We start from the raw sequence: 26,227 nt of genomic DNA, 5'->3' as shown, positions 1-26,227 counted from the left end.
ATTACAAACCACTCGCGCGGAGACTATCCTTGCCGTCATACCGGTAATGCCATTGCCGCATATGTTCGTCGGCGGTCAGGAACTGATCCTTTGCATCAGCCAGTTTCGCCCTAAGTGTTCTTTCAAGTTTTGCCTGCACATCAGCGTACGCCGGTGAGCCGATGAGGTTTTTCAGTTGAAAAGGATCCTTTGCATTATCATACAAAAGCCACGGACCTTTCAAATCTCTTACATAGGTGTATCTTTTCGTGCGGATACCCCGATACTCCCTACCGCCATTCAGGAAATTGTTTTCATGGAACGGCACAGGTACCTGGATCAACGCAGCTTCATTACCTGTCGGTTTTTGCCTGCCAGTCAGAATAGCGGCATAGTTGTTCCCCTCTACGGTTTCCGGAATTTTCATATTACTGATTCCCAACAAAGTAGGCAATATATCAACATTAGAAAAAGGCAATGCGAGCTCCCGCTTCGCAACTCCTAACCCCGCCGGATAATGCACCAGCAACGGCACCAATACCGATTCGTCCCAGGGTTTCTGCTTCCTGACTTTGCCTTGCGAGTAAAGCATATCACCGTGGTCAGAAGTAAAAAGCAGGATCGTATTCTCTTCAATACCTTCTCTTTTCAATGCATTTAAAAGATCGCCTGCCGATTTATCCAGTGCCGTGCAATGGGCATAGTAGCCAGCCAGGTCCTTCCGGGCTTTGGCTTGCAGCGAATCGGGCACGTTCGGGCGGAGTTTCAGCCTTGCGGGATCGTACATTTTACGGTACGCCTCGGGTGCGGTCTGGTAAGGATCGTGCGGCGGTCCCCAGGATAATACCAGCAGGAACGGGTTGTTCTTATTTTTGTCAATGAAGCTGATCGCACTGTCGGTCTGGGGAAATACATCATAGCCCGGCCATTCGTGGCGCACATCGTTTTCGTCGAAATAGAAGGAGCTATTGTAATCGTGCGTCACTTCGCGGGCTTTCCAGTAATCGAACCCCTGACGACGGTCGCGCGGAACGGCGCGGTTACGGGCGGCGAACTGCTTTTCATAGTTGGCTTGTCCGTTGATGTGCCATTTCCCAATGTACCCGGTCGCATAACCTGCCTCCTTGTAAATTTCTGCCAATGTGAGCGCCTCGTTCCGCAGGGGACGGTCGTTGTAAAAAACCCCGTGCGTGAGCGGGTACTGGCCCGTGAGCAGGCTCGCCCGTGCCGGGCTGCACACCGGCATGACCGACACGGCGGTTGTAAAAATCACGCTCCGCTGCGCCAGCTTGTCCAGATTTGGCGTTTTCACATCCACATTACCTGCATACCCGAGCGACTGCGCATTCCATTGATCGGCGAGCACGATCACGATATTAGGCTTGCGCGACGTCTGCGGCCTGTTGGCTTTCCACGCAAAACCGGTTGCCACCGCCAGCACAATGCCGACGACCGACAACCGGATCACATACTGATGTTTTGAACTCATCTTCCTGCTTCCTGCGCTCGTTCCGGGTAACCTTTTTTCAGCAAAACAGCCAGTTCATTCACCGTAATCACGAAATTCTTATCCTTCACCAGATTTGTAAATTCTCCCGGATCTTTCTGGTGGTCATATAATTCCGCCCCTGCTTTCCCGCCGTCCCATTCGGTGTAACGGAACCGCTCTGTGCGTACGCTGCGGCCGAAAATCTGACCTCGCCGCACCTGGGTGTAAGCCGGCTTGTTCCAGGGAGCAGCCGGATTTTTCAGCAATGGCGTCAGGCTTTTACCCTGCAAATTCTGCTTCGGATCGAGTCCGCACAGCTCGGCCAGCGTCGGATAAATGTCGACCAGCTCCACGGTGCGGCCGGATGCCTTCCCTTTGGTACCACCCGGAACCGAGATAATGAGCGGCACGCGTGCCGAGTTTTCAAAAAGGCTCTGCTTCATCCACTGCCCGTGCTGACCCACGTTGTAACCGTGATCGCTCCAAAGCACGATGATGGTCTTATCGGTCAATTTAAGTTTGTCGACGGCGTCGATCAGCTTGCCCACCTGCGCGTCCATGAATGTGATCGTAGCATAATAGGCCCGTAATGCCTCCCGGCGCTTAGCCTCATCCAGGCCCCAGTGCGGCGGTTTGGTAAATAATGCGGCTTCGGGTACGTCGTCGAGGTCGTTCGGGATCTCTTTGGGAAGCGGCACCTGGTCTACCGGGTACATATCAAAGTACTTTTGAGGTGCCACATAAGGCGTATGCGGCCTGAAAAAGCCCACGGCAAGGAAAAACGGCTCGTTCTTTTTCTCAGTCATGATCTTGATTGCCTCGCTGGCGATCATCCCGTCGGTCTGCTCCTCGTCAGTGCCCTCGGTAGCGCGCCACGCTAATGCGCTCCCCAGCCCGCGGTCTGGTGTGAGGTTTTTGATCAATGGCTCCTCGGTTTTGTCACGCCCTTTGGGATTTACGCGGTAATGCCACGAATCCGGGTCGTCCAGGCCGTCGGTACCAATCTGGCCCGGTACGCCGTAATGGTATATTTTGCCAACCCGAGCACTATAATAGTCATTGTTCTTAAAAAGCTGCGGCAGCGTAACGACATCCGGCAGGTTTTTGCGAAAATGCGTCTGCAACTCATAGATCTTCGTCACGTCCGGCCGCTGGCCGGTGAGCAGTGACGAACGGCTCGGACTGCAAAGCGGGAACTGCGTATAAGCCTTATCGAACCGAACACCCCGCTTCGCCAGGCGGTCGATGTTCGGTGATTTCACAAATGTATTTCCGTACGTGCCCAGGTCATTATTCAGGTCGTCGACGGCAATGAACAGGACGTTGTATTTCGGTTTAGCCTTATCGTCGCCATCCGCGGCTGCCGACGCAGCAAAAGGAACAAGTGAAAGCGCCGCCAGCGCCAGCAATGCGTATTTTCTCATCATAGATTTTGGTTTGAATTATTCCTTGCCCTCTTTCACGGTCGGGGCATCCTTTGCATCGGTTTTGGGCAAAGACTTTGCCAACGCTGCCTTCACCGACGCATATTTCGCATCAGCAGCCAGGTTTTTCCATTCCTGTGGGTCGGTATCATGATCGTAAAGTTCCTCCGAACCGTCGTTGTAACGGATATAGCGGTATTTTTCAGACCGCACCGCGTGATTACCCAATCCGTGCGTGGTAACGGAAGGGTGGTTCCATACCGCCGCGGGATTTTTCAGCAGCGGCACGATACTGTTGCCTTCCACCCCTTTCTTAGCAGGTAATTTACACAACTCGGTGAGCGTCGGATAAATATCCATCAGGTTCACCGTGCGTTCCGAAATGCCATTAGCTTTCGACAAACCCGGCGCATAAACAATGAACGGCACGCGCGAAGCCTCTTCCCACAATGCAAACTTCCGCCAATGTTCCTTTTCGCCCAGGTGCCAGCCGTGGTCACCAAAGAAAACAATGACCGTATTTTGGGCATATGCGCTTTTCGCCAACGCGTCCAGCAAGCGGCCAATCTGCCCGTCGGCAAACGTAATGCTCGCCAGATAACCCTGTACCGCCTTCTCCCACTGCCTATGCTCGACGATAAACTTGTGATCACCCTTCGGCTTGGCGATTTTCACGCCGGCATCCGGCACATCCTGCAAATCGTTGGCAATGGTTTTCGGTAACCGAATGGAAGACAATGGATATTGGTCGAAATACTTTTGCGGAACATACCACGGCAAATGCGGCCGCGTAAAACCAACGGCCAGGAAAAACGGCTTGTCATGCCGGTCATTCAGGAAGCCGATGCCCTCATTCACCACCTTGTAATCACCCATATCCTCATCCTGCACATTCACAGGGCTCCAATCGAAATGCGCGAAGCCATTAACCGGGGCCTTGGGCGGCCCGGGCGATTTGGGAACATCAAAATAGGAAGGCCACGAAGCCTTATCGTTGAATGCATTATGAAAAATCTTACCGGCCCCCTTCACTTCGTACCCGTTGGCAGTGAAGTATTGCGGAATGGTCACGGCATCCTTCAAGACCGGTCGCCAGGGCTGGTTGTTATGGTACACCCCCGAACTCGACGGCCTCACACCCGTAAGCAGGCTCGCACGCGACGGGTTACACGCGGCGCGGAGCAATAGGCCCTCTTGAAAACAACGCCTTTCTTCGCCAGCCTTTCGATATTCGGCGTTTTGATACCCGGGTACCCGCCAAATGGCCCGACCCAGTCGTTCATATCGTCGACGGCGATGAAGAGAACGTTGTATTTCGCGTTTTGGGCGATTGCGTCCAGGCCTGGTAACACCACCACGGCCAGTAACCAAATAATTCTTTTCAAATTCCCGATCATATTAGTCGTCATAAATATATTATTCCCCTTTGTCTGCAAATGCCGGATCGGGTTCCAGGCCGGGTAATATCACTTTCGCTACGCCCGGATCGCCGAATTTCCAGGCCGGCAGCTTATCCATTTCAGCCTGAAACACCTTTCTGATTTTTTCTCCTTTCGTTCCCGCCTTACCCAACGCAATCGGATTTTTCTCCTCAATATCCTTCTGCAAATCGTAAAAACGACCGTCGGAATAGAGCTTGTAATGGCGGTCCCTGAAAAAACGGGCCGATTGCCTGTTAGCCGCTTCCGAATGGATGGGCTGGTAATGCGAGAAAATCCACTTCCGCGGAACACCTTTTTCGCCTTTGATCTGCGGAAGAATGCTGACACCATCGGTATTCCAGGCGGCAGGCACTTTTACATTTGCGGCCTGTGCGATGGTCGGAAGGATATCGGTAAAATCGACGAGATCATTCGTTTCGTGGGTTTTGTAGCGACCGGTTCCCCAATTGACAATCAGCGGCACGTGATGGCCGCGATCGATCGTCAGCCCTTTGCCGCCTTGCAGCCTACTGCCGTCTTTCAATTGTGTCACGATAGGCCGGCCGGTGCCGTTATCGCCGGTAAAAATGATGATGGTATTCTCATACAGTCCGAGGTCTTTCAGTTTCTGCACAATCTTCCCGACATTTTTATCCAGATAAGAAACCATATCCCTGAAATTGGCCGTGTCCTTTTTAAAACGCCCTTCCACGTCCGGTTTCCAGCTTTTACTATCGGGAGTAGGCAGAAAAGGATCGTGCACAAGCGCCATCGGGAAATACGCCAGGAACTTGCGGTCCTTGTTCTTTTCGATGAAGTCGAGCATGTAGTCCGTGAAAATATCCGGGCCGTAATCGTCGGCGTCCGTTTTCAATAGCTCCCCGTCGCGGTCGATGAGCGGTTTGGCGTAACGCTCGCCCTCACGGCGCGGCTTGCTGAGCTGCCACAAACAATACTGGTCAAAACCAAAGTGTTTCGGCAACTTCTGGTTCGCGCCGAGCTGCCATTTGCCGGCAATGGCCGTGGTATAACCGGCTTCCTTCGCCAGATGCGCGAAAGTCTTCTGGTCCTGGTTCAGAAAGCCGAACTCGGAGTAATTCTTGTAGTTGTACTTCCCGGTCATGATTTGCACACGCGACGGCGTACAAAGCGGCTGCGAAAAGCCATAGTTGAATTTCAAACCCTCTTTGGCGAGCCGGTCGATATTCGGGGTCTGATAGGTACTTCCGTAGGTCCCAATGCATTCTTTGCCCATGTCATCCGCCAGGATCAGGACGATGTTGGGCGTTTGCTTCTGCGCCAGCGCCGGTATGAAAGCGAGGAGCGTCAGCAGCACGGTCAGGTGTTTTTTTGTGGTCATTTGTGGTCAGGTGTTGTCGTGAAATAGTCAGGTGTGGTCATTTGTGGTCAGATATTGTCATGAATAGTGAAATACTACTTCCCGCCTCCTGCGCCGGTTTCTTGTTTGGCTTTGTCGTAGTCATAAAACCATTTGAAGGTCTTGTCATAATCTTCCGCGCCGACGCGTTTGTACCATTCTTCATATTTGGCCACCAGTTTTTGGGAAATTTCAGGCTGTTTGTCGAACTGGTCGTGCAATTCCGTGCGGTCTTTTTCCACGTCGTACAATTGCCATTTCTCGGTTTTTTCTGCTACCAGTTTCCATTTACCGTCACGGATAGCGCGGTTGCCTTCGTGTTCCCAGAAAATCGGGTTCCTGCGATTGACAGGCTTGCCGGTGAAAGCAGGTTTCAGACTGGCGCCTTCCAGCGGTTGGATCGTATTGCCTGCATAAGTAGAAGGGTATTTCGCATTACCAAGATCCACCAGGGTCGCCATAATGTCGATGATGTGCGCCGGCTGACGTTCCAACTTGCCATTGCGTGCGGCAGGGATACCCGCGGGCCACGAGATAATACCCGGCGAAGAAATACCACCCTCGTGCGTGTGGTGCTTGTAGGCCCAGAACGGTGTGCAAGCGGCTTCCGCCCAGCCCTGGCCCAGGAATACCGTGGATTTAGCGGTACCCGGCTGATCGCCCTCGTAACGGCCTTCGATCCCCGGCTCGGCATTACCGCCATTGTCGGACACGAAAAGAATGACGATATCGTCAAAAACACCGCGCTTTTTGAGCCCTGCCACGAGGTCGCCGATGCTTTTGTCGAGCCGGTAAATCACCGCGGCGTAGATCGCCATCATGTCGTCGTAACGTTTCTTCTCCGCATCGCTCAGGCTATCCCATTTCTTCACATTCGGGTTAATAGGCGGCAGCTTCCACGATGGGTCCACCAGCCCCAGCTTGATCTGCTTTTCATACCGTTCCTGGCGCAGCTTTTCCCAGCCTTTCAGGTATTTGCCGCGAAATCGGGCGATGTCCGCTTCGGGTGCCTGCAAGGGAAAATGCGGCGCATTGTGGGCGAGGTAGAGCATAAACGGCTTTTTATCAGCCACAGCCTCGTCGATGAAGCGCAGGCCATAATCCGTCCAAAGGTCGGTCGAGTACCAGTCTTTCGGCAGCTTGTCCGAGTCGTTGGGAATTTCCTGTCCGTTCAGAAAAAGCTTGGCATTATTGCCATTTCCATAATAAAATCCTCCCGCAGGCGCGTGCAGCGAGCGGTCGAAGCCGCGGTTCGACGGATACACACCATGTTGGTGCCCGACGTGCCATTTACCGGTCATGGCTGTAAAATAGCCGGCGCTTTTCATGACCTCGGCGATGGTCACGCTGTTATGGTTGAGTTGCCCGCGGTAGGCGGGATGGTCTGCCCCCTTGTCGTCCATCATGTGGCCGATACCCGCCTGATGGCTGTACACCCCCGTCAGCAGGGCTGCCCGCGTGGGGCAGCAGCGGGCGGTGTTGTAAAAATTGGTGAGCCTTACGCCATTCCGGGCTAACTCGTCGAGGTTAGGCGTCGGGATTTCGCTGCCGTAACATCCCAGATCCGCATAGCCCAGGTCGTCGGCCAGGATTACGATCACATTGGGTTTCTTTTGGGCAAAAACAGTTTGCGCGGCAGCGGTCGTCGCAGTGAGCGCAGCCGCCAGCAAGAGCCGGCCGATTCGTTTTTTAAACATGTTATAAATGATTATTTCAAAAATCTATTGATACCGGATTGTGACCTTCTTCAACTTTCCTGTAAATGCAAATGGCGATTGGTACTGGTCCGAAACCGGAAACTTCTGGTCGCGCCCAACGTCCGTGCCATCGATCTGGCGTGGTCCCTGCACCTGTGCCTGCGTAGCCGCGAAGCTGCGCTCGCCTATCTTTTCGTCGTTGATATAAACCGTCTCTTTACCCACCGACTTGCTGCCTTCCGAGGGACCGGTAAATTCATAAATCAGTTTGAAATGCACGCGGCCTGTCGGGATGGCACCGATTGAAGCCAAACGGTACGAATCCCGGGCAGTTTTGTGCGCATAATGCAACTTCCCGTCCTTCACGAACAAGCTGATACCGCTCTTCTCCCCTCCTACCGCAAAAAGTACGCCCTCCTCTTTACCCGTAGCAATATCCGCTTCTGCATCCACCGTGAACGACCGTCCGTCATACAGCGGGCTGCTTACGCCTACAAGGTTATCGACCCCGGGGAAAAGGGTGATTTCAGGCATTTTCCCATAGACTGTCCGCCCCGCAGGCATATCATGCGCGGTGAAATCTTTCAGCGGGTACACGTTGTACTTCTTCGCCTCCTGATCGAAAACAGCTTGCAATTCTTTCAGCTTCTCCGGGTTTTCAGCGGCCAGATTGACGCGCTCATTGAAATCCTCATTCAGGTTATACAATTCCCACACATCTTTACTGAAATCCACCGACTTGCCCGACGGATCTGCCTTGCTGCCCGCGTCGAAACCTTCCCAAACCGAATGCCCTTTCGAAGCCTTCCAGCCGTCTTTGTAAATGGACAATGCGCCGGCGATCTCATAATACTGTACCGTATGCTGCGAAGGAGCGTTCTTCTGATCCACGGCATAGGCAAGGCTCGTACCCTCGAAAGGCTCCTGCTTATAGCCGTTGATCACCTTCGGCGCCTCGGCTTTTGCCAGTTCGAGTGTCGTAGGCAAAATATCGTTCACATGCCCGTACTGATTACGGATGCCTCCTTTCTCCTTAATGCCTTTGGGATAATACAGCACCATAGGGTTACGCGTGCCCCCCTCGGTGTTGGCATCGCCTTTCCAGTAACGGAATGGCGTGTTGGCTGCCGCCGCCCATCCGATAGGGTAATCCGTGCTCGACTCGTCGGTACCGATAAGATCGCGGGCATTCAGAATGGCATCGATCCGGGCCTCGCCTTGCAAACGGTTAATCTGCGGACTGATCGTACCGTGCTGGGTACCGCCCTTGCTCGCCCCGTTGTCACCCAAAATCACCGCAATGACCGTGTTATCGAGCTGGTCGATCTGTTCCAGGTAGTTCACAATACGGCCGATCTCGTAGTCGGTGTATGTGTAAAATGCCGCATACACTTCCATGAAATGCGCATAGGCTTTCTTTTCCTTCTCCGTCAATGCAGCCCATTCCTTGACGCCCGGGTTACGTTCGGGCAGCACCGCATTTTGCGGGATAATACCGAGTTTCTTCTGTTTTTCAATCACGATCTCGCGGTACTTGTCCCAGCCCATATCGAACTTGCCTTTGTACTGGTCAATCCACTCTTTCGCTACCTGGTGCGGTGAATGCGTGGCGCCCGTCGCGAGGTACAGGAAAAACGGCCGGTCCGCATCTACGGATTTCTGGTTGGCAATGTATTTGATCGCCTTATCGGCCAGGAGTTCGTTCAGATGTTTGGTGTTCGGCTCGATATCGAGCTTCGTCACATCCTCCCAAAGCTCGGGGTGCCATTGATCGGTGGCACCGGGCAGGAACCCATAGTAATGGTCGAAACCGCGACCGGTGGGCCAGCGGTTAAACGGCCCGGCCTGTGAGTTTTCGGTTACTGGAACAAGGTGCCATTTACCCAACGCGAATGTGGCATAACCATTCTCCCGCAACACCTCCGCGGCAGTACCTTTCTCGAAAGGAATGTAGGTATCATACCCAGGAAAATCAACCGCAGCCGGCGTCAGCAAGCCGACGTGTACCGAATGATGGTTCCTGCCAGTGAGCAGGGCCGCGCGTGTAGGCGAGCAAATGGCCGTGGTATGGAAGTTGGTAAACCGCAGCCCATTATTCGCCAACTTTTCGATGTTCGGGGTTTCTACCAGCCCGCCGAATGCCGTCGTGGCGCCGAAACCCGCGTCGTCAATGAGAATCCACACCACATTGGGCGCACCTTTCGCGGCCTTTTTATTGTATTGAATATGAAATGGCGTCGATTCCTGCAATGTCTTGCCGACCTTTCCATGCCAGGGTTGCTGAGGGCTATGCTGCGCCGTCACCGAGTGAACGGTCAGGCCCACCGCCAGTATTACTGTACTGATTTTAAACAGGTTCTTCATCTTATTGCGATATTAAAAACTGATTACTCCTCGCCTCGGACGCCGGGTGTATCCACGTTACTTGAAGCGTTTCCAGGCTTTCCGGGTGCGTATTCCGGATTCAATTGAGTGGGGATCGGCGCGTTGGTCTTTTGCTTCCAGGCTTCGAGCTTGTCTTTCAACTCTTTGGTTTTGGCCGGATTGGTTTTGGCCAAATCTTTCGTTTCACCGATGTCCGCGCGGATATTATACAGTTCCACATGCCCGTCTTCATAAAACTGGTGCAGCTTAAAATCGCCGGAACGAATGGTACTTGCCGGCCTCGTGCGGAATGCGTCCTTATTGCGCTTGTCGCCCTTATAAGCTTCGAGATAGGCCGGGAAATGCCAGAAAATGTCACGCTGTGCGGCCGTTTTGCCTGCCAAAAGCGGGGCGAAACTTTGTCCGTCCACATCCGCATTCAACGGTTTTTGAATATGAGCCACTTCCAGCAACGTCGGGTAAAAATCAATGCCGATCACGGGCGAGTCAGTCTGTGAGCCTGCCTTGGTTTTGCCCGGCCATTTCACGATCAGCGGCACGCGTACGCCCCCCTCATAAAGCATTCCTTTGGAGCCGCGCAACGGATGCTGGGCGGTCACGGCACCCATCCCGCCATTGTCCGAGAAAAACACGACGAGTGTATTCTTTGCCAGGTTTAAAGCGTCGAGCTGTTTCAAAACACGGCCTATTCCCTCATCGGCACTCTGGATCATCGCCGCATAGACGGGGTTATGATGGTACGCGTTTCCTTTTTTGGATTTGTATTTGGAAATGATATCCGCCTTGGCCTCAATGGGCGTATGCACGGCGAAGTACGACAGGTATAGAAAAAACGGCTTCTGCTTGTTGGCATCCAGGAATTTCACCGCCTCATCGGTCAGCCGGTCGGTGAGGTATTCGCCTTCCTGGCCGCTGGTAATGCCTTCGTGCGGCGACGCTTTACCATCTCTATTATAAGGATAAAAATAGGCACTCGTACCGCCGGTTCCGCCTATCACGTGCTCAAATCCCTGTGCATGTGCATCGGCGCCTTTGGCTTTCCCACCCAGCTGCCATTTGCCGATCAGCCCGGTACTGTACCCGGCATTTTTAAGCTCCTCGGCGATGGTCACGAATGCGGGGTTTAACACAGTATTGTTTTCGACAGGGATCAGCTTGCGGTCCGCCGAATTGCCGCGATCGGCATTACCCACGGTGTAAATACCGTGGCGCGGCGTGTACTTGCCCGTCATCAGCGACGCACGGCTCGGCGCACAGTTCGGACCGACGGAATAGGCCTGTGAAAACCACATTCCCTCTTTCCGGAGCCGGTCGATGTTCGGGGTTTCGTAGTATTTGCTCCCTGCCGAGCTCAGGTCGGTCCAGCCCCAGTCGTCGACCAGGATGAAGAGGATGTTGGGCTGGTCTTTCGCCTGCGCGAAGGCACAGGCGGGTAACAGGCTCAGCAAAACCACGATTTTCAGAATGATCTTTTGCATATTTCAAATGTTTAAGACCGTTATTCCCAGCCCGGGTTCTGCACGAGTTTCGGGTTCAAATCCATTTCACGCTGCGGGATCGGGTGCAGGTAATGCTTCTCGGCGGCATTGGTTTTGCCGGCCGCGTGCAATGCGGTGATCATCCGTTTCGTGCGGATCAGGTCGAACCACCGCTGGAATTCGAACATCAGTTCCAGGCGGCGCTCCAGATAGATCGCTTCGCGAAACGCGTCTTTGCTCAAACCGGACAATGCATCGAGTCCCGCGCGCTTGCGGACGCGGTTCACGGCGGCATAGGCATCGGAAGTGGGGCCGTTACCCTCGTTCAATGCTTCTGCGTAAATCAGCAGTATCTCGGCAAATCGGATTACCGGTATGTTCCTGGCCGATTCCGTCGGATTAGCGATCTGCGCCGGGTCGAAATACTTGAAAAAGCGCGGCGGGAATGTGATCTCCTTTCCGGTGGTAGGGCTTACAAGCGAGGTAAAAAACGTCACATCCCGGCGCTTGTCCTTCTCGCTGAACAGCTTGTATACATCGGCATGAGGCTCGTCCGTCCCCGCCGAAGCCACCCCGGGTATCCCTACCGGCGTGGCCGACGAAGCGAGACGGTTACCCTGCCCGTTGACATTGGATTTACATTGTACCGAGAAGATATGCTCTTTCCCGTTCTTGGTGGCCACATTGAAAACATCCGCAAAGTTCTCGAACAAATCGTAGCCATAAGGCCCATCGATCACTTCGAGGCTTTTTGCAGCAGCCTTGTCCCATTCCTGGCGCGTCAGGTAAACCTTCGCCAGGATCGATTTGGCAGCGCCACAGGTAGCCCGTCCGGCATTGGCACCAGTGAAGGAGTTAGGCAATGCCTCCGCATCGGTCAGATCCTGGATAATCTGCTTGTACACATCCTCTTTCGGTGTGCGCGCCACCTGAATCGCCTCATTACCCAATGAGCCATTTTCTTCAAGGATGAGCGGGACGTCGCCCCAAAGCCGTACCATATTGAAATACAGTAGCCCGCGCAAAAATTTCGCTTCGTTCACGAGCCTGGTGCGCAATGCGGCGTCCATTTCAATGTGTGGAATGCGCGCTATGGCGATATTGGCCCTATTAATAGCCACATAACTTTCTCTCCACAATTCATCCACGCGGTCGTTGGTCGTGGAATGCGCCAGTACAGAAATCGTGCGCACGTCGGCATTCGTCACACGCAGGCCCGCGATGGCATCGTCGGACATAATTTCGAATGCGAGGTGAAACAGCCGGTTGTACATCGTAAGCCCGCCGTTATTTAGCGCCGCATTGTACACGGCAGTCACGGCGGCGAGCGCGTCGCTTTCGGTCTTGTAAAATTGTTCGGTGGTAATGAGGGAGGCTGGATCCTCGTTCAGGTCCGTGCAGGCCGTGAAGCTGGAAATGCCCATTATCAGTAATAGTATCTTTTTCATATATGGTCAGATGTGGTCATGGAATGTCAGATGTGGTCAGGGATAGTCAGATGTAGTCAGGGATGGTCAGATGTGGTCAGGGATGGTCAGGACTGTCATTTGTTGTCAAGTATTGTACTTCAATGACAATACATGACTATGAATGACTACAAATGACAGGGTCCGACACTTCACAAAAATGTTTAGAACGAAATACTGAGACCGCCGAGAAACGACTTGCTGCCGGGATACACGCTGTAATCGATTCCCTGCGTGAGCGTACTCTGCTCGTTGCGGCTCACTTCGGGGTCGAAACCGGTGTATTTAGTCCAGGTAAGCAGGTTGGCCGCCGATACGTACACCTTGATCTGGCTCGCATGGATTTTGGAGGCAATAGCCTTGGGCAAATTGTAACCCAGCGTCACGTTTTTCAGGCGCAGGAACGACGCGTCCTCCACGTACCGGCTGGTATTCACAGCCGCAGGGTCTTCGAATGCCCGCTGGATTACATTGGTCGGATTGGTCGGTGTCCAGCGTTCTAATGCGGTTATAGAAGCATTCTGCTGGCCGGTCAGGAGTTCGAGCTGCTGCCTGTTCTGGTTGAAAAGTTTGTTACCATAGGTCCCTTGGAAGAAAAAGCTGAAATCGAAGTTGAGATAGGACAAGGTGTTGGTAATCCCTCCCTGAAATTTCGGCTGTGCATTACCAATGAGCGTCCGGTCGTCGGCCTGTGTGATTTTACCGTCGCCATTGATATCGACGTAGCGGCGGTCGCCCGGTTTGGTAGTCGCCGGGTTAATGGTCGGCAGGTTGGCGATATCGTCGCCAATCTGGAACAGGCCGTTGGTTTGGTACCCGTAAAATGACCCGAGTGGCTGGCCCACCTTGGCGATATTGGCACCGGAAATGATGTAATTGGCCCCGTCACCGAGGGCTAGCACTTTATTACGGTTAATGGAAAATACAAAGTTGGTATTCCAGGTAAATGCACCGGTGAAGTTCTCGGTATTAATCCCCAGTTCAATCCCCTTGTTCTCTACCGAACCGTAGTTCTGCAATGCGGTCGATTGCCCGGTCGTGTAAGGGATCGGTACATTCAGAAGCAAATTTGTCGTCTTTTTGTAATAGGCATCAAACACAAAATTGACGCGGTTTTTGAACAATGAAAGGTCAATACCGGCATCGTATTGTGCGGTGGTTTCCCATCCGAGATCGGGATTGGCAATGCGGTTCGGCGCGAAACCAGTGTAGGTCTGCCCACCGAAGAAATAGGTATTGGAATTCAAAGTCGCCAGCGAAAGGTACTGCCCTATCTCCTGGTTACCCGTCACCCCGGCGCTCAGGCGGAGTTTCAGATTGCTGATGGTTTTATAGTTTGAAAGGAAATCCTCTCTCGAAATATTCCACGCAAATGCCGCGGAAGGGAAATAGCCCCATTTCTTGTCCTTCCCAAAGCGGGAAGATCCATCGGCGCGACCGCTCACAGTGAAAATGTATTTCTGGTCGATGGAATAGTTGATACGCCCGAGCCAGGAGTTCAATGCCCACGCCGACGAGCCTGATGACGGCTGGCTATACACGGAGCCACTTCCGAGGTCGTTGTATTCCAACTGGTCGGTCACAAACGCCTCGGACGCAGCTATGGCGCTTTCGGTTTCAAATGCCTGCTGTGTGTACCCGACTACAATGTTCAGTGAATGCTTCCGGTTAAAAGTTTTGGAATAACTTAATGTATTCTCGTTCAGCCAGGTCGACGAAAACTTGGTTCCCACCGAAGCCTTGCCCGTCGGGTTGGAGTTTGCTCCCTGGTAAATATCCGACGGGACATAGCGGTTCTGCTTGTTGTTGATCACATCGGCGCCAAACGACACCTTTCCCACCAGACCTTCCAGAAAGGTATACTCCCCATACACATTGCCAAGCACACGATAGGTTTTGGTCCGGTTCACTTCTCTTTCCAAAGTGGCGACCGGGTTACCCAGCGGCGTCTCGAACTCGCTTTGATAGGTGTATTTGCCGTTGGCATCATACACATTCACCGTCGGCGGCATGGCGAGTAAGGCATTTACCACACCGTTGTTGGCCACCTGCGCGGTGATTTTACTCACCGTGAGGTTTACACCTACTTTCAATTTGGAAGAAAAATCACGGTCGAGGTTAATCCTGCCCGAATACCGCTCAAAATCGGTATTGCGCAGCACGCCGTTCTGTTTGAAGTAATTCCCCGAAATCGAGTAGCGCGTGCGATCATCGCCGCCGGTTAACGACAGCTGGTGGTTCTGGATCGGTGCCGGGCGGAATGCTTCGCTTTGCCAGTCGGTCCCCTCGCCTAATGCATCGATCTGGGCCTGGGTATAATACGGTGCCTTTCCCGAATTGGCACGCGCATCGTTTTTGAGCAATGCCCAGTCCCTGGCGCTGGTAAGCACATCCACTTTTTTCAATACCTTTTGGGTACCATAGTACGCATCGTACGTCAGGGTATTTTGCCCTGCTTTTCCCTTTTTGGTGGTAATAATCACCACGCCATTAGCACCGCGCGAACCATAAATCGCTGTGGCGGACGCGTCTTTCAGCACTTCAATAGATTCAATATCGCTGGGGTTCAGGCTGGAAAGCGCATTGATACTCGGCCCGGCGGTCACACCTGCGCTGGCATCGGCATTGCTATTGTACACCGGGAAGCCGTCGATCACGTACAATGGTTCGTTCCCACCGGTAATGGAGTTGCCTCCACGTATGCGTATGCTCACGGCCGCGCCCGGCTGTCCCGATGTTTGCGTTACCTGCACGCCCGCCGCGGCGCCCTGCAATGCACGATCGAAAGAGCTGATCGGCTGTTTCAAAGCCAGCTGCGGCACCGACGCTACCGAACCGGTAATATCGCCCTTTTTCTGTGTCCCGTAGCCAATCACGACTACTTCGTCGAGTACATTGGCTGTTTTCAGAACAACTTCCGCGGGCTCGCCGGTCAATTCATAAATGTCGATTTCCTGCTGCTGGTAACCGGTCAGGTTTACTTGCAGCGTGAAGGGAAAATCGTCGGGTGCAGGAATGGAAAACTTGCCGTCGAGATCGGTAGCGGTATAGCGGGCTGTGCCCTTGAGGACGACCGTTGCCCCGGGTATCGTCTGCCCGGAGGCGTCCTTCACCACACCGGTAACCGTTTCCTGGGCGTAGGAATAATGCAAAAAGCCTGTCAGGAACAGAACCACGTAAAGGTACTTTCTCATTGATTAGTGTTAAGCGGGTTTAGTAAATACTCAAAGGCATGGCACGGAGCTACCCCAATTGCGGGTGCCGGCGCAGAAACATAACGCTAATTCATATACGCAATTCAACGTACATGCGAAACCCTGCCCCTGTGTTTAAAGCATTACAGGCATTTGTAGATGTACCGTCTGGAAATGGTGGTTATTTCCGGTCGACTGGATTTCAAAAAAATAGTTACTCTATAAATTTGATCGGCAAAGTAAACTTACATATCTCAATAATGCAAGCATAATCCCGCATTATTGAGATATTTTGAACGGTTACTTTCAATAGGAACCAATTAATCCAGTTTGGTTACTTTCAAATCGGTAAAGTGCCCGAGTGTACCCGGCCCGATCCATAAACCCACGCCTCCGCGCAAGTCTTTGCCCTGTTTGAGGTCGTTGACGATCAATGCCGGTTGAGGGGCACCATTGATGTAGAATTTAGCAGTCTCGTCCTTCACCTCAATTTTCACCCTGGTCCACTCAGCGGGTACCATGTCGGCATAGGCTTCGTATTTTTCCGGGGTTTCCTTGCGCAGCTTCTCCCAGGGGAACCCGGGCATGGAAACGTATTGCGTGGAATGGTTGCGGCGCACCTGGTCGTTGGCACGGCCGTTGGTAGGGCGGATGTAGAAAAGCTCCATTTTGGAAGTGTCCGCAGCTACCCTGAACGCGATCCCCACAAACCCGCGCGCGCCTTCGCCCGCATTCGCCTGCGGCTGGCCCGAAATTGTTGCTTCGATAGTACCGTTATGAAAATCTATGTCTTTCAACACGGCCAGCGTCTTTTCGTTCGTAGCCATTTTGGGCATTTCCAATGCGACGGCGGATTTCCCTTTGTAATCGGTGACAGTGACGGTCACCTGAAAGGGTGTAAGCAATGAAGGTTTGAGCGCAATGTCCTGCGCCTGGGCAGAGGTGAGCAGAGAAAACAGGGCAAATGAAAGCCCCAGGGCGGTGGTTGTGATTTTTTTCATGGCTGTTTAAATTAAAATTGGAATGGCTATCAAAATGCATAACCATTCCAAAACTACTTATTTGCCAGTATTTTTTCCAGCGGCCCGCTCAGCTCTTTTTTTGATGTGGCTATCGTCCGATGGCATCCGCTGCACGAGCGGCGGCGGGGTATCGCCTATCTTCTTTTTGTAGGCTTCCAGCGAGGCCAGCAGTTCCTTTGCTTTCGCCGGATTGGATTTCAAAAGATTATGCTGCTCCCCGATGTCGTTTTTGAGGTTAAACAGCAATGTATCCGCAGCGGCAACGATCACCGTATTGCCGGCTTTCACATCCTTCTGCGGCAGCCGGATCTTCCAGTCGCCCTTGCGATATGCTTCGATAATGCCGTTGGAATAGTAGGCAAATTCATCGCCCTTCCGCTTCCCTATATCAAACAGCACCGGGCTGATGTCCTCTCCGTCAAGCGGCTTTTTGGTTTGCGTTTTCTGACTGCCTGTGAGGCTGATAATCGTCGGATAAAGATCGAGTTGCGATGCCAGATCGTCATAAACCGTTCCCGGCTTGATTTTACCCGGCCAGTAAGCTACGGCCGGTACCCGTTGCCCGCCTTCGAAAGTGGTTCCTTTCCCCTGCCGCAACGGCCCGGCCGAGCCGCCTTCCACATCGAATATCAGCCAGGGACCGTTGTCACTTGTGAATACAACCAGCGTATTTTCTTCCAGCCCGTTCTTTTTCAATGCGTTCACCACCTCTCCCACGCTCCAATCCAGCTCCTCGATCACGTCACCATACAAGCCTCTTTTCGATTTTCCCTCAAATTTAGGCGAAGCGTAAATCGGCACGTGGGGCATGTTATGGGTAATATAGAGAAAGAACGGCTTATCCTTATTCTGGTCGATGAAGCGTACCGCCTCTTTGGTGTAGGTCTGGGTGATGTATTTCTGATTAACCTTAATGCTGTCCACATCGTTTCCACGCAGGTACACTACGCCCATCATGTCGTTGCTGTACGGAATACCGTAATATTCATCGAACCCATTCTGTAAAGGCAGAAACTGCCTGTGATGGCCCAGGTGCCATTTCCCGAAGATCGCCGTGCGGTAGCCGTTGCCTTTCAATGCCTCGGCAATGGTGACCTCGTCGGAAGGAATGCCGGTAAAGCTTTCGGGGAAAAACACATGATCGATCCCCATCCTGCGCGGGTACCGGCCCGTGATGAGCGCAGCACGCGTAGGGCTGCACACGGGCGAAGTGGAGTAAAACGATGTCAATTTGATACCGTTCGCGGCCAGCCCGTCGATATTCGGCGTGCGGATATCCGTCGCACCGAATGTGCCGATATCACTATACCCGAGGTCATCGGCGAGGATTACGACGATGTTGGGCTTACGCTGCGCCTGGGTCGTCAGGGCGGCCACCAGCAGCGCGGCAGCTATCAGTAATTTTCTCATGGAAGGATCATCAAAATGTTACTTTTCCTTTTGTAATAAACCCACTTTCTCCTGATTCTCCTTGTGTTGTTCGATGACCAGCTCCTTCACCCGACCATTGAAGGCAAAAGTTCCGGGATAATCTTTGGTAACCGGGGAATTGAGGTCCTTCCCAACGCTAAACCCGTCGGAGGAAGCCGAAGCGAGGTATTTGATACCGATACCCGCCTGCTCTGCCGCCTTTTCGCCGTTTACAAGCAAGGTCAGTTTTTGATCGGCCGCAAATTCAATGCGAACAGTGTTCGGGCCTTCTTTCAAGGGTTTGGTGGATGTCAGTACTATCTCTTTCAGACCGTTGTTGAGCAGGTAATGTAGTTTGTTCTCTTTTATATAAAGGCTGCTTCCGCCCAGTAAGCCGCCATTAGCGAAAATCACACCCTCCGCATTACTGCCCGTCTCTATTTCCGCGGTGATATCCACCGGCCCTTTTCCAATATAAACCCGTGTCTTAATGGTCGTACCTTCATAGATCACGGCTTTGGGCCGAACGGGAGGCGACGTAAGCCCTGCGCGGAAATTTTTAAGCGGGTACACATTATATTTTTCTGCCTCCTCGTCGAACAACTTTTTCAATGCTTCCAGTTTTTCGGGATATCGGGCGGCGAGGTCGTTGATCTCGTTCCAGTCTTCATTGATATTATAAAGCTCCCATTTGTCACGCTTGAAATCCGCGATGAAATTGATATCCGTCGTTTCCTCCCCAAATGTATTCCGCGGGTGATAAACGCTTGCTTTCCAGCCATCCTTGTAGATAGCCCGACCGCCGTGCAGCTCGTAATACTGCTGTGTATGCCGCGCCGCGGCCTTTGCGTCATTCAGCGAATAGGCCAGCGACGTGCCGTGGAATGGCCATTGTTTGTATCCGTTGATTTCGGTCGGAACCTTCACACCGGTGAGTTCGATGGTCGTGGGCAAAATGTCGGTTACATGCGTGTATTGCGCACGAAGCCCCCCTTTATCGGTAATACCCTTCGGATAATGCACAATGAGAGTAGTATGCGACGCGCCTTCGGCATTCACATCACTTTTCCAGTACCGGAATGGCGTGTTGGTAGCCTGCGACCAGCCCAGGGGATAATTGGGATAGCTGTATTCGGTGCCCAGTTTGTCGTATTGAGCTAACAGAAACTTGATATCGTCTCCGGCCGACTTCTCGGCCGTGCCCGTGGTACCTGTGTAGGTTCCTTCCTTGCTACCGCCATTATCTCCCACGACGAGGAAAATCAGCGTGTTATCCAACTGGCCAATTTGTTGCAGGTAATTCACTACCCGGCCCACTTCGTAGTCGGTATAGGAAAGAAAGCCTGCGTACACTTCCATAAAACGGGCGTAAATCTTCTTCTCATCGGCAGAAAGTGAGTCCCATGGTTTGATACCCGTCTGCCGCGGAGGTAATTGCGTACCTTTGGGCGCCAAGCCGCCGGCAAGTTGCCGCTGGAAGACTTTTTCGCGATACTCATCCCAGCCTCCGTCGAACTTGCCTTTGTACTTGTCGCTCCACTCACGTGCAACGTGATGCGGTGCATGGGCGGCGCCGGTAGCCAGGTATAGAAAGAAAGGTTTTTCCGGGTCGGCCGACTTCTGGTTCGCGATATAGGAAATGGCCTTGTCAGAAAGAAGCTGGTTCAAATGCTTCGTATTAGGCTCGATATCGATCGGTGAAGTTTCTTCCACCAACTGCGGGTGCCATTGATCGGTAGCGCCGCCGAGGAACCCGTAGAAATGCTCAAAGCCCCGACCGGTCGGATAGCGATTGTACGGTCCGGCGATCGTGAGGTCGCGCGGCTGGTTACCATGCCATTTACCTAATGCAAAGGTGTTGTAGCCATTTTCCTTGAAAATCTCGGCCACAGTCCCCGCTTCGAACGGAATATTGCCATTATACCCGGGTGCGCCAATTCCCAATTCGGCGTGATGCCCCATCGCTACCGCGTGCGGATTCCTGCCCGTGAGCAAGGATGCGCGCGTAGGGCTGCAAATGCCGGTGGTGTGGAAGTTGGTGTAACGCAAGCCTCCCCGGGCCAGCTTTTCAAAATTAGGGGTATCGATCAACCCGCCGAATGCGGAGGTGGCACCGAAACCGACGTCATCGAGCAGTATCCATACTACATTTGGGGCACCTTTGGGCGCCTTAGGCTGCTCCTGCCACCATTGTTCGGTCTCTTCGATCGTCTTTCCGATTTTCCCCCTGAATGGTTGAACGGGGTCGTGTTGGGCCGATGCATGGCCAAAAACGGCAGTGCCGAGCACAAAGAGGCTCAGCCGCTGCCTGGTCAGGGCGGATAATAGTCGTTTTGTCATAAAGGTTTTGGAATGAATGGGGTAGAAGAAGCGGGCACGACGTACGTCGTGCCCGCGGGCTTGCAAACCTTATTTTACAGCCTGAAATCTTTCCAGTTTTTCTTTTTCGTCGGCCAGGCGTCTGGCATCGGCTTTCAGATAACCGAATTGGTGGAGGTCCTTGTCGGCATTCGCCGCTACCCAAAGCAGGAATTTCTTGGCCTCCGGATTGGAGTTATTTTTTGCGATCGAAAAATGGATATTTTCAACCGGTACATTCTTCACTTTTTCTGCTTCCAGCGTCGCAATCACCTGGTCCAGGTTTTCCAATGCTTTTTCCTCTTTGGAGACCCGGCCGTTGCCATCCAGGTCGACAGGGATGATCGTCAGCCCGTCTAGCGGCTTGCGGCTTTGCAGATCATAAGCGAGGCCCGGCGTAGTGTACGTAATGCCCGTCTCATCTTTCAGGAGCGCCTTGATCAAATGCTCATCGGCGCCGGCAATGGCTTTGCCTTTGATATTCTGCTGCTCGTAACCGAAATATTTCGCGAAAGTGAGCGGTGCCCCGGCCTTCTGCAAGCGTGTGTAAATAGTGTATTGCGTCGTCAGCGACTTGTCTTTTTCTGCGTAAATATCGTGGAAGAAGATTTGCTTGTATGTTTTCTCATTCAGTCCTTTATCTGCATATTCTTTCGCGAAAGCGGATTTCGCATTCGCTACCGGCAACAATGCATAGCGACCGATCGAAATATATTCGCGGGTGTCCTTCACTTCCTTGTCCTGATCATAAGCCTCGATCAGCAAGTCATATTTCGCCGGATCCGTGATCGTGCGCGTTTCGATCACGATCTGTGCCTTGGGATTGGCAGCGGTATATTCTTTGATCCATTTGTCGACCAGCGGGTAAGCAAACCGCACGCCGGTGATGATCACCTTGTTATCGTTCGCTTCCTGTGCAATTGCATTTGGGAAAGCAGCCAGCGCCAGGCCTGCCGCCAGAAAGATTGTTTTAAAATTCTTCATACTATAAAAAGTGGTTGGGAGTATGGACCAGCCGGCCCACAGCTTAATGGATGATGCATAACAGAGTAAAAATCAACTACGGCACAAACAATCGTCAGAAGCAGCTCAACAACAGCAACAGGTTGCGAGAGCGAAGGAATAACCGAAAGAGCCCACCATAGGCATACCAATACTGCGCGAAGAATAACGATCCATCGATTTCATGTTTGAAAAAGATTGTGGTATTGATCTCGTCTGCTGGTGGTTAACAGATAAAATCTACTAATTTGATAGACAAAGTAAATTTAAAGAATTTGAAAACGCAAGGGATTGGGTTGAAATTCGTGAAAAAATGGGTTTGCGGGGAGATTACCAGACGACTTGTAGGCCTTCGCTTTGGTCTTTAGTGTTTTCCCCAATTTACGACACTTACAACACACTTGCCAGCGAGATCACCGCTTAATGTCCAACCGGCAAAGCCGTATTATCAAGCGTCGGCGATTTTGATTTTCGCTTATTCCACTTCTTGAAATCCTGCCAGATCGCCTCAGGATAAAGGTTAATTCCGTAACTGTAATAAAACCCGCTGAAACGTTCGCGGAATTCGCCGGAAGAGAGGGCGTTGCGGTAGCCGATCTGGGAATTGATGCCCGCCCAGCGCAATGCGCGGTATTCGGCGTATACGCCTACTTGCAAGGGAATAAAATAGTCTTTTCGCGAGCCGGATATAACGCTGTCGAACAGGTCGCGGAAACGGGTGCTTTCGTTACCGATGCCAATTTCCAGCGGAGTAGATAACACCCAGCGTTTGTTGCGGATCGCGGTGTGCCAGTAGGCAAAGTTGGCAAAGCGAACATCGGTAGCCGTGTAGTAAGAGAGGTTCAAAGGGTTGGGAAACATTTTCCGCCAGTTAACCAGCCGCCGCGCTGCATTATAGCCCAGCCAATAGTAGCCCGCCGTCAGGCGGTTGCGTTTCTCGCCGAAAGTAATCCCTGCATTGACTCCGAAAACGTTGATATGCTTATGCTGGATAAATGTCCCCCGCGCATCAAAATTGAAAAAGAGCTTGACCTTGTTTTGTGCGGAAACCCGGCTTAAAGTGCCCGTTGTGTCCGGTATAGCCTCAATTTTTGGTAAAGTAATTGTGGATTGCGCAGGAATACGAGACGGTACCGCGACTGTGGAATCGGTTTGGGCGTAAACAGGCCACTGTCCTGCAAACAGCAGGGTAAGCAGTAAAAAAGTGATCTTGTTAGGGCGCTTACGCGGTTCTTGGAAACCGTATTTCATCTTGACTTCAACACAAACAGCAATGGGCCTGCTTCGTTTCCGTCGCGTGAGGACCACCGGGTTATTACAGCAAGTAACGCAAAACCCGTGAAAGAAATTTACGGATTAAAAAAATTTAATCCTGACTGCTCAATTCACTCGCTTCGTGAGCGCATTCAACTCATTATCAGTGGGAGTTGCAGAAGGGATGCCATCAGCCGGAACGTCGATTTTTGCCGCCCATGCGATGGCATTCAGTACGAGTTTTCGGAAGTTGTCGTTTTGCCAGTTCTTATGCATATGCCCGCCGGTAAAACCAAATCCCCGGCCGCCATCGGGCCGCTCGAAGGCCCAGGCGAGGGTTTGTGGTTCTTTTCTGGTGATGACCGCCTCGCGTACTGCGGGGTTGTTGGAATGGGTGCCATCGGGCTTGTCCAGTGTGGATTCCGGCGGTAATGCCTGCAAAATGGGCGTCACACCTTTCATACCGGGCGCGAAACGCATATGGTAGTACCATTCGTCGAGAATGCTGAAAGGTTTTACGCCACGCGCGACGGGATGGTCGGGAAAGCGCGCGAAACTGGCTTCCCAGACTGGGTTTACCGACCAGTTGATTTCAAAATACCCTCCTATCCATTTCAAAAAACGGTCGCCGCCAGCCTGGGCGTCCACTTCGAGGGAAAAATGCAGGTTAACAATACCCGTCCCCCTCGCAACGAGTTTTTCCATTGTAGCTGCATGCACCAACTCCAGATGGTCAGCCCCCCCGCCATCAAGGTAGAAAACAATGGCAGCCGCGTTGTCCAATACCGATTCGTCCTGCGGCCAGCCATTGCGTACAATCACGGCTTCCACGCCCGGCAGACTGTCGTTAAGGGCTTTTGCGAGTAATGTGCAACCGCCATTGTGTTCGTGCTCTCCTTTGCCGTGGCTATCGGGACCAGCGATAAAGACGATCCTCTTCTTGGGTACCGTTTTATTGACGGCTGATTTAACCTGTGCATTTGCAATTGCAAAGAGCAATATAAAACTCAAAATGAAGGTGCATATCCTGTCCATTGTATCCCAGTTTGATTGACGGTTCGCTTCCGAAACCGGTAACTGGGCTTGAACAGCATAAAAATCAGGCCATGAGTTACTTCATTGCAAGGCTGATCAGCTCGGCCGTGTTCTTCACGTTGGCCTTTTTCATGATACTCGCGCGCTGATTGGCGACGGTATTGGAGCTGATGTCGAACTTTTCGGCAATATCCTTACTACTCATTCCTTCGGTAAGGCATTTGAGGATTTGTTGTTCTCGTGGGGTTATAATTTTCCAGATCGATTTTTCCTGGACTTCTTCCTGCACGGGCCGTGCGTCGCTTACGCGGGCGAGCTGCTTGAGTAGGTTTTTGATAATCACCGACGACGCGAACGGTGGAAAATAGAGTTCGCCTCTGGCAATAGCGCGGATCGCCCTAAGCATTTCATCACGCCCGGTATCCTTTTCCAGATATCCCGAAGCGCCGTTTAACGCCGACGAAAGCATATAATCGGTATTATTATGCATACTGAATACGAGGATCTTCGCAGACGGGAATACCGGTACGATCTGCTTGATCACTTCCAGGCCCGGCATACGGGGCATCGTCAGATCGAGCAAGATCACGTCGGGCTTCACTTTTTCGACCATATCCCACACTTCGTCGCCGTCCGAGGCTTCGCCGGCAATGATCAGGTCTTCTTCATCTTCGAGCAGGGTGATAATGCCCTGCCTCACTACCGAATGATCGTCTACAACTAAAATCCGAATAGACATATATGGTCAGCTAGTCAGCAATAAGTCATTATAAATCAACCCGAACGACCAATATCGTGCCGCTATCCACTTTGGAACTAATCTCTATTTCTCCATTCAGAAGTCGGGTGCGCGTACGGATATTCTCCATCCCGTTGCGGGTCAGGAACTGTCCTTCTGACTTTAAATTACTAATTAAAAATCCTTTTCCGTCATCCGCAATTTCCAAAACGATGCGATTCTTATTTTGTTCCAATTTTATCTTGATCAGATCCGCATTCGCATGTTTCACTGCGTTGTTTAATGCCTCCTGAGCAATTCGGTACAAGCCGATTTCCATAGGCCGGCTCATGGGAATACGTTCGCCGGTCTCACCTTCGAACAAAATTTGGATCCCCGACACATCGGCCGTCTGCCGACAGAGCAGTTTCAATGCCGACGCCAGCCCGAAATCGCTGAGCACCGAAGGCATCAGATTAAATGATACCTGCCTGGTTGTCTGAATGATGTCCTGGATCAACGTCACCAGTTGGTCGAAACGCTTCTGGTGTTTCTCATCGTGAAACTGCACAGCTTTCAATTTTTCCGCGTGAAGTTTCAGCCCGGTCAGCATCTGGCCTATTCCGTCGTGCAGCTCCAACGCAAAGCGCTTCCGCTCCTCCTCCTGCCCTTCTATTAACGCGCCTGCCCTGACGCGGTCTTCGGCTAATTGCAATTCGTATTTTTCCTCTTCAAGACGCAGCAGCTCTTTCTGCGTTTCGACAAGCTGGCTATTGGCCTCTTTCAATCGCTGGTTGGATAGCTGTAACGCATCTTCCGATTCCGTCAGCATCCGCACAACACGGCGTGTGGTGTTCACTACTGGCCTGAAAATCAGCAACCCCTCCGCTACAAGTACGAGGATCGTCATCAAATCCAATATCCATTCAATGCGTTCCAGGTTTTGAAGCCGTTCAAAACTTTCCTTATCGAACTGGAACACAATACGGTTCATCTGCGACAGAAACCGCGGCTCGTTGTCAAGGACCTGCGCTAAGGCCCGCTGCCTTGTGGCCACGTCGGCGTCATCACGGTTGATGATCAGTAAACTTTCGTAAATGGTGTCAAAAACGGGAGCCAGTTCGTGGAACATAGTGTCCAGAGGCTGGCTTTTCCAGGTGACAAAACCTTTCTCGACAGGCAATTTTCTGGATACGAGGTTCTCGTGGCTATCCTTCCACAATTTGAGCAACGAGCCGAAATTCACGGAGTCGCGATGCTCGAACTCATTGACTTTCAACACGGCCAACTTGGTTAGGCGCTGGCTGAGCATCCGTTGGCGCCCTGCCACGTTTACCAGCCGGCTATCGTGGTTGAGGCTACGGATCGTACGCCTGATTAGAAACAGGCCACTCACGGTGAGCAAAGCTACCACACACAATGCCACCACATAAAACCGCGTCAGGCTGCCCGCTACGCGCTTGTCGAGTCTCTCCATTTGTTAACTACCAGGGGTCATAGACCAGGGGGCGACCTCC

16 protein-coding genes and 1 pseudogene are annotated in these 26,227 nt (G+C 52.3%); all 17 read right to left on the bottom strand.

All coding sequences use genetic code 11. The features are described from left to right. Position 1: 1 nt before the first annotated feature. The 17 genes and pseudogenes from ACQ4MZ_RS05845 to ACQ4MZ_RS05765 all read right to left on the bottom strand — a co-directional run bounded on the left by ACQ4MZ_RS05845 (position 2) and on the right by ACQ4MZ_RS05765 (position 26,187). Positions 2-1,468 (bottom strand): sulfatase family protein, encoded by a 1,467-nt coding sequence (locus tag ACQ4MZ_RS05845; RefSeq protein ID WP_430843642.1) that lies wholly within the window; start codon positions 1,466-1,468, stop codon positions 2-4. Beyond that, entirely contained in the window at positions 1,465-2,895 is a 1,431-nt protein-coding gene (locus tag ACQ4MZ_RS05840; RefSeq protein WP_430843641.1) for a sulfatase, read from the bottom strand. Before ACQ4MZ_RS05840 ends, ACQ4MZ_RS05845 begins: the two co-directional genes overlap by 4 nt. A gap of 15 nt (positions 2,896-2,910) precedes the next feature. Then, a pseudogene (locus ACQ4MZ_RS05835) lies at positions 2,911-4,175 on the bottom strand (sulfatase). A 133-nt stretch (positions 4,176-4,308) separates the two neighbouring features. Beyond that, positions 4,309-5,673, bottom strand: a complete 1,365-nt coding sequence (locus ACQ4MZ_RS05830; protein ID WP_430843640.1) for a sulfatase-like hydrolase/transferase — start codon at positions 5,671-5,673, stop codon at positions 4,309-4,311. A gap of 74 nt (positions 5,674-5,747) precedes the next feature. Beyond that, on the bottom strand, positions 5,748-7,388 hold the full coding sequence (locus ACQ4MZ_RS05825) for an arylsulfatase (protein ID WP_430843639.1): 1,641 nt from the start codon (positions 7,386-7,388) through the stop codon (positions 5,748-5,750). Positions 7,389-7,412: 24 nt separating this feature from the next. Continuing rightward, positions 7,413-9,752 carry an arylsulfatase gene (locus ACQ4MZ_RS05820; protein ID WP_430843638.1) on the bottom strand — a complete coding sequence of 780 codons (2,340 nt, stop codon included), beginning with the start codon at positions 9,750-9,752 and terminating at the stop codon, positions 7,413-7,415. Between the two features lie 23 nt (positions 9,753-9,775). After that, the gene (locus tag ACQ4MZ_RS05815) at positions 9,776-11,251 is read right to left on the bottom strand and encodes a sulfatase (protein WP_430843637.1); all 1,476 of its coding nucleotides are present in this window, start codon (positions 11,249-11,251) and stop codon (positions 9,776-9,778) included. Positions 11,252-11,271: 20 nt separating this feature from the next. Continuing rightward, the gene (locus tag ACQ4MZ_RS05810; protein ID WP_430843636.1) at positions 11,272-12,699 is read right to left on the bottom strand and encodes a RagB/SusD family nutrient uptake outer membrane protein; all 1,428 of its coding nucleotides are present in this window, start codon (positions 12,697-12,699) and stop codon (positions 11,272-11,274) included. A 182-nt stretch (positions 12,700-12,881) separates the two neighbouring features. Then, positions 12,882-15,911 (bottom strand): SusC/RagA family TonB-linked outer membrane protein, encoded by a 3,030-nt coding sequence (locus ACQ4MZ_RS05805; protein ID WP_430843635.1) that lies wholly within the window; start codon positions 15,909-15,911, stop codon positions 12,882-12,884. Positions 15,912-16,231: 320 nt separating this feature from the next. Further along, positions 16,232-16,912, bottom strand: coding sequence for a hypothetical protein (locus ACQ4MZ_RS05800; RefSeq protein ID WP_430843634.1), 681 nt, complete (start codon positions 16,910-16,912; stop codon positions 16,232-16,234). 57 nt (positions 16,913-16,969) lie between these two features. Further along, positions 16,970-18,343, bottom strand: a complete 1,374-nt coding sequence (locus tag ACQ4MZ_RS05795) for a sulfatase family protein (RefSeq protein ID WP_430843633.1) — start codon at positions 18,341-18,343, stop codon at positions 16,970-16,972. An 18-nt stretch (positions 18,344-18,361) separates the two neighbouring features. Continuing rightward, positions 18,362-20,683 (bottom strand): arylsulfatase, encoded by a 2,322-nt coding sequence (locus ACQ4MZ_RS05790; protein ID WP_430843632.1) that lies wholly within the window; start codon positions 20,681-20,683, stop codon positions 18,362-18,364. Between the two features lie 69 nt (positions 20,684-20,752). Further along, positions 20,753-21,685, bottom strand: a complete 933-nt coding sequence (locus ACQ4MZ_RS05785) for a hypothetical protein (RefSeq protein WP_430843631.1) — start codon at positions 21,683-21,685, stop codon at positions 20,753-20,755. Positions 21,686-22,123: 438 nt separating this feature from the next. Further along, on the bottom strand, positions 22,124-22,954 hold the full coding sequence (locus ACQ4MZ_RS05780; RefSeq protein ID WP_430843630.1) for a hypothetical protein: 831 nt from the start codon (positions 22,952-22,954) through the stop codon (positions 22,124-22,126). Between the two features lie 129 nt (positions 22,955-23,083). Next, positions 23,084-23,992 carry a ThuA domain-containing protein gene (locus ACQ4MZ_RS05775; RefSeq protein WP_430843629.1) on the bottom strand — a complete coding sequence of 303 codons (909 nt, stop codon included), beginning with the start codon at positions 23,990-23,992 and terminating at the stop codon, positions 23,084-23,086. Between the two features lie 76 nt (positions 23,993-24,068). After that, entirely contained in the window at positions 24,069-24,731 is a 663-nt protein-coding gene (locus ACQ4MZ_RS05770) for a response regulator transcription factor (RefSeq protein ID WP_430843628.1), read from the bottom strand. A 28-nt stretch (positions 24,732-24,759) separates the two neighbouring features. Further along, positions 24,760-26,187 carry an ATP-binding protein gene (locus tag ACQ4MZ_RS05765; RefSeq protein WP_430843627.1) on the bottom strand — a complete coding sequence of 476 codons (1,428 nt, stop codon included), beginning with the start codon at positions 26,185-26,187 and terminating at the stop codon, positions 24,760-24,762. Between the last annotated feature and the right edge of the window lie 40 nt (positions 26,188-26,227).

The sequence above is a fragment of the Dyadobacter sp. BHUBP1 genome, from assembly GCF_050587785.1.
Taxonomy (GTDB): domain Bacteria; phylum Bacteroidota; class Bacteroidia; order Cytophagales; family Spirosomataceae; genus Dyadobacter.
Note: the sequence above shows the minus strand (reverse complement) of the source record. Positions and strands in the feature narration are given on the sequence as shown.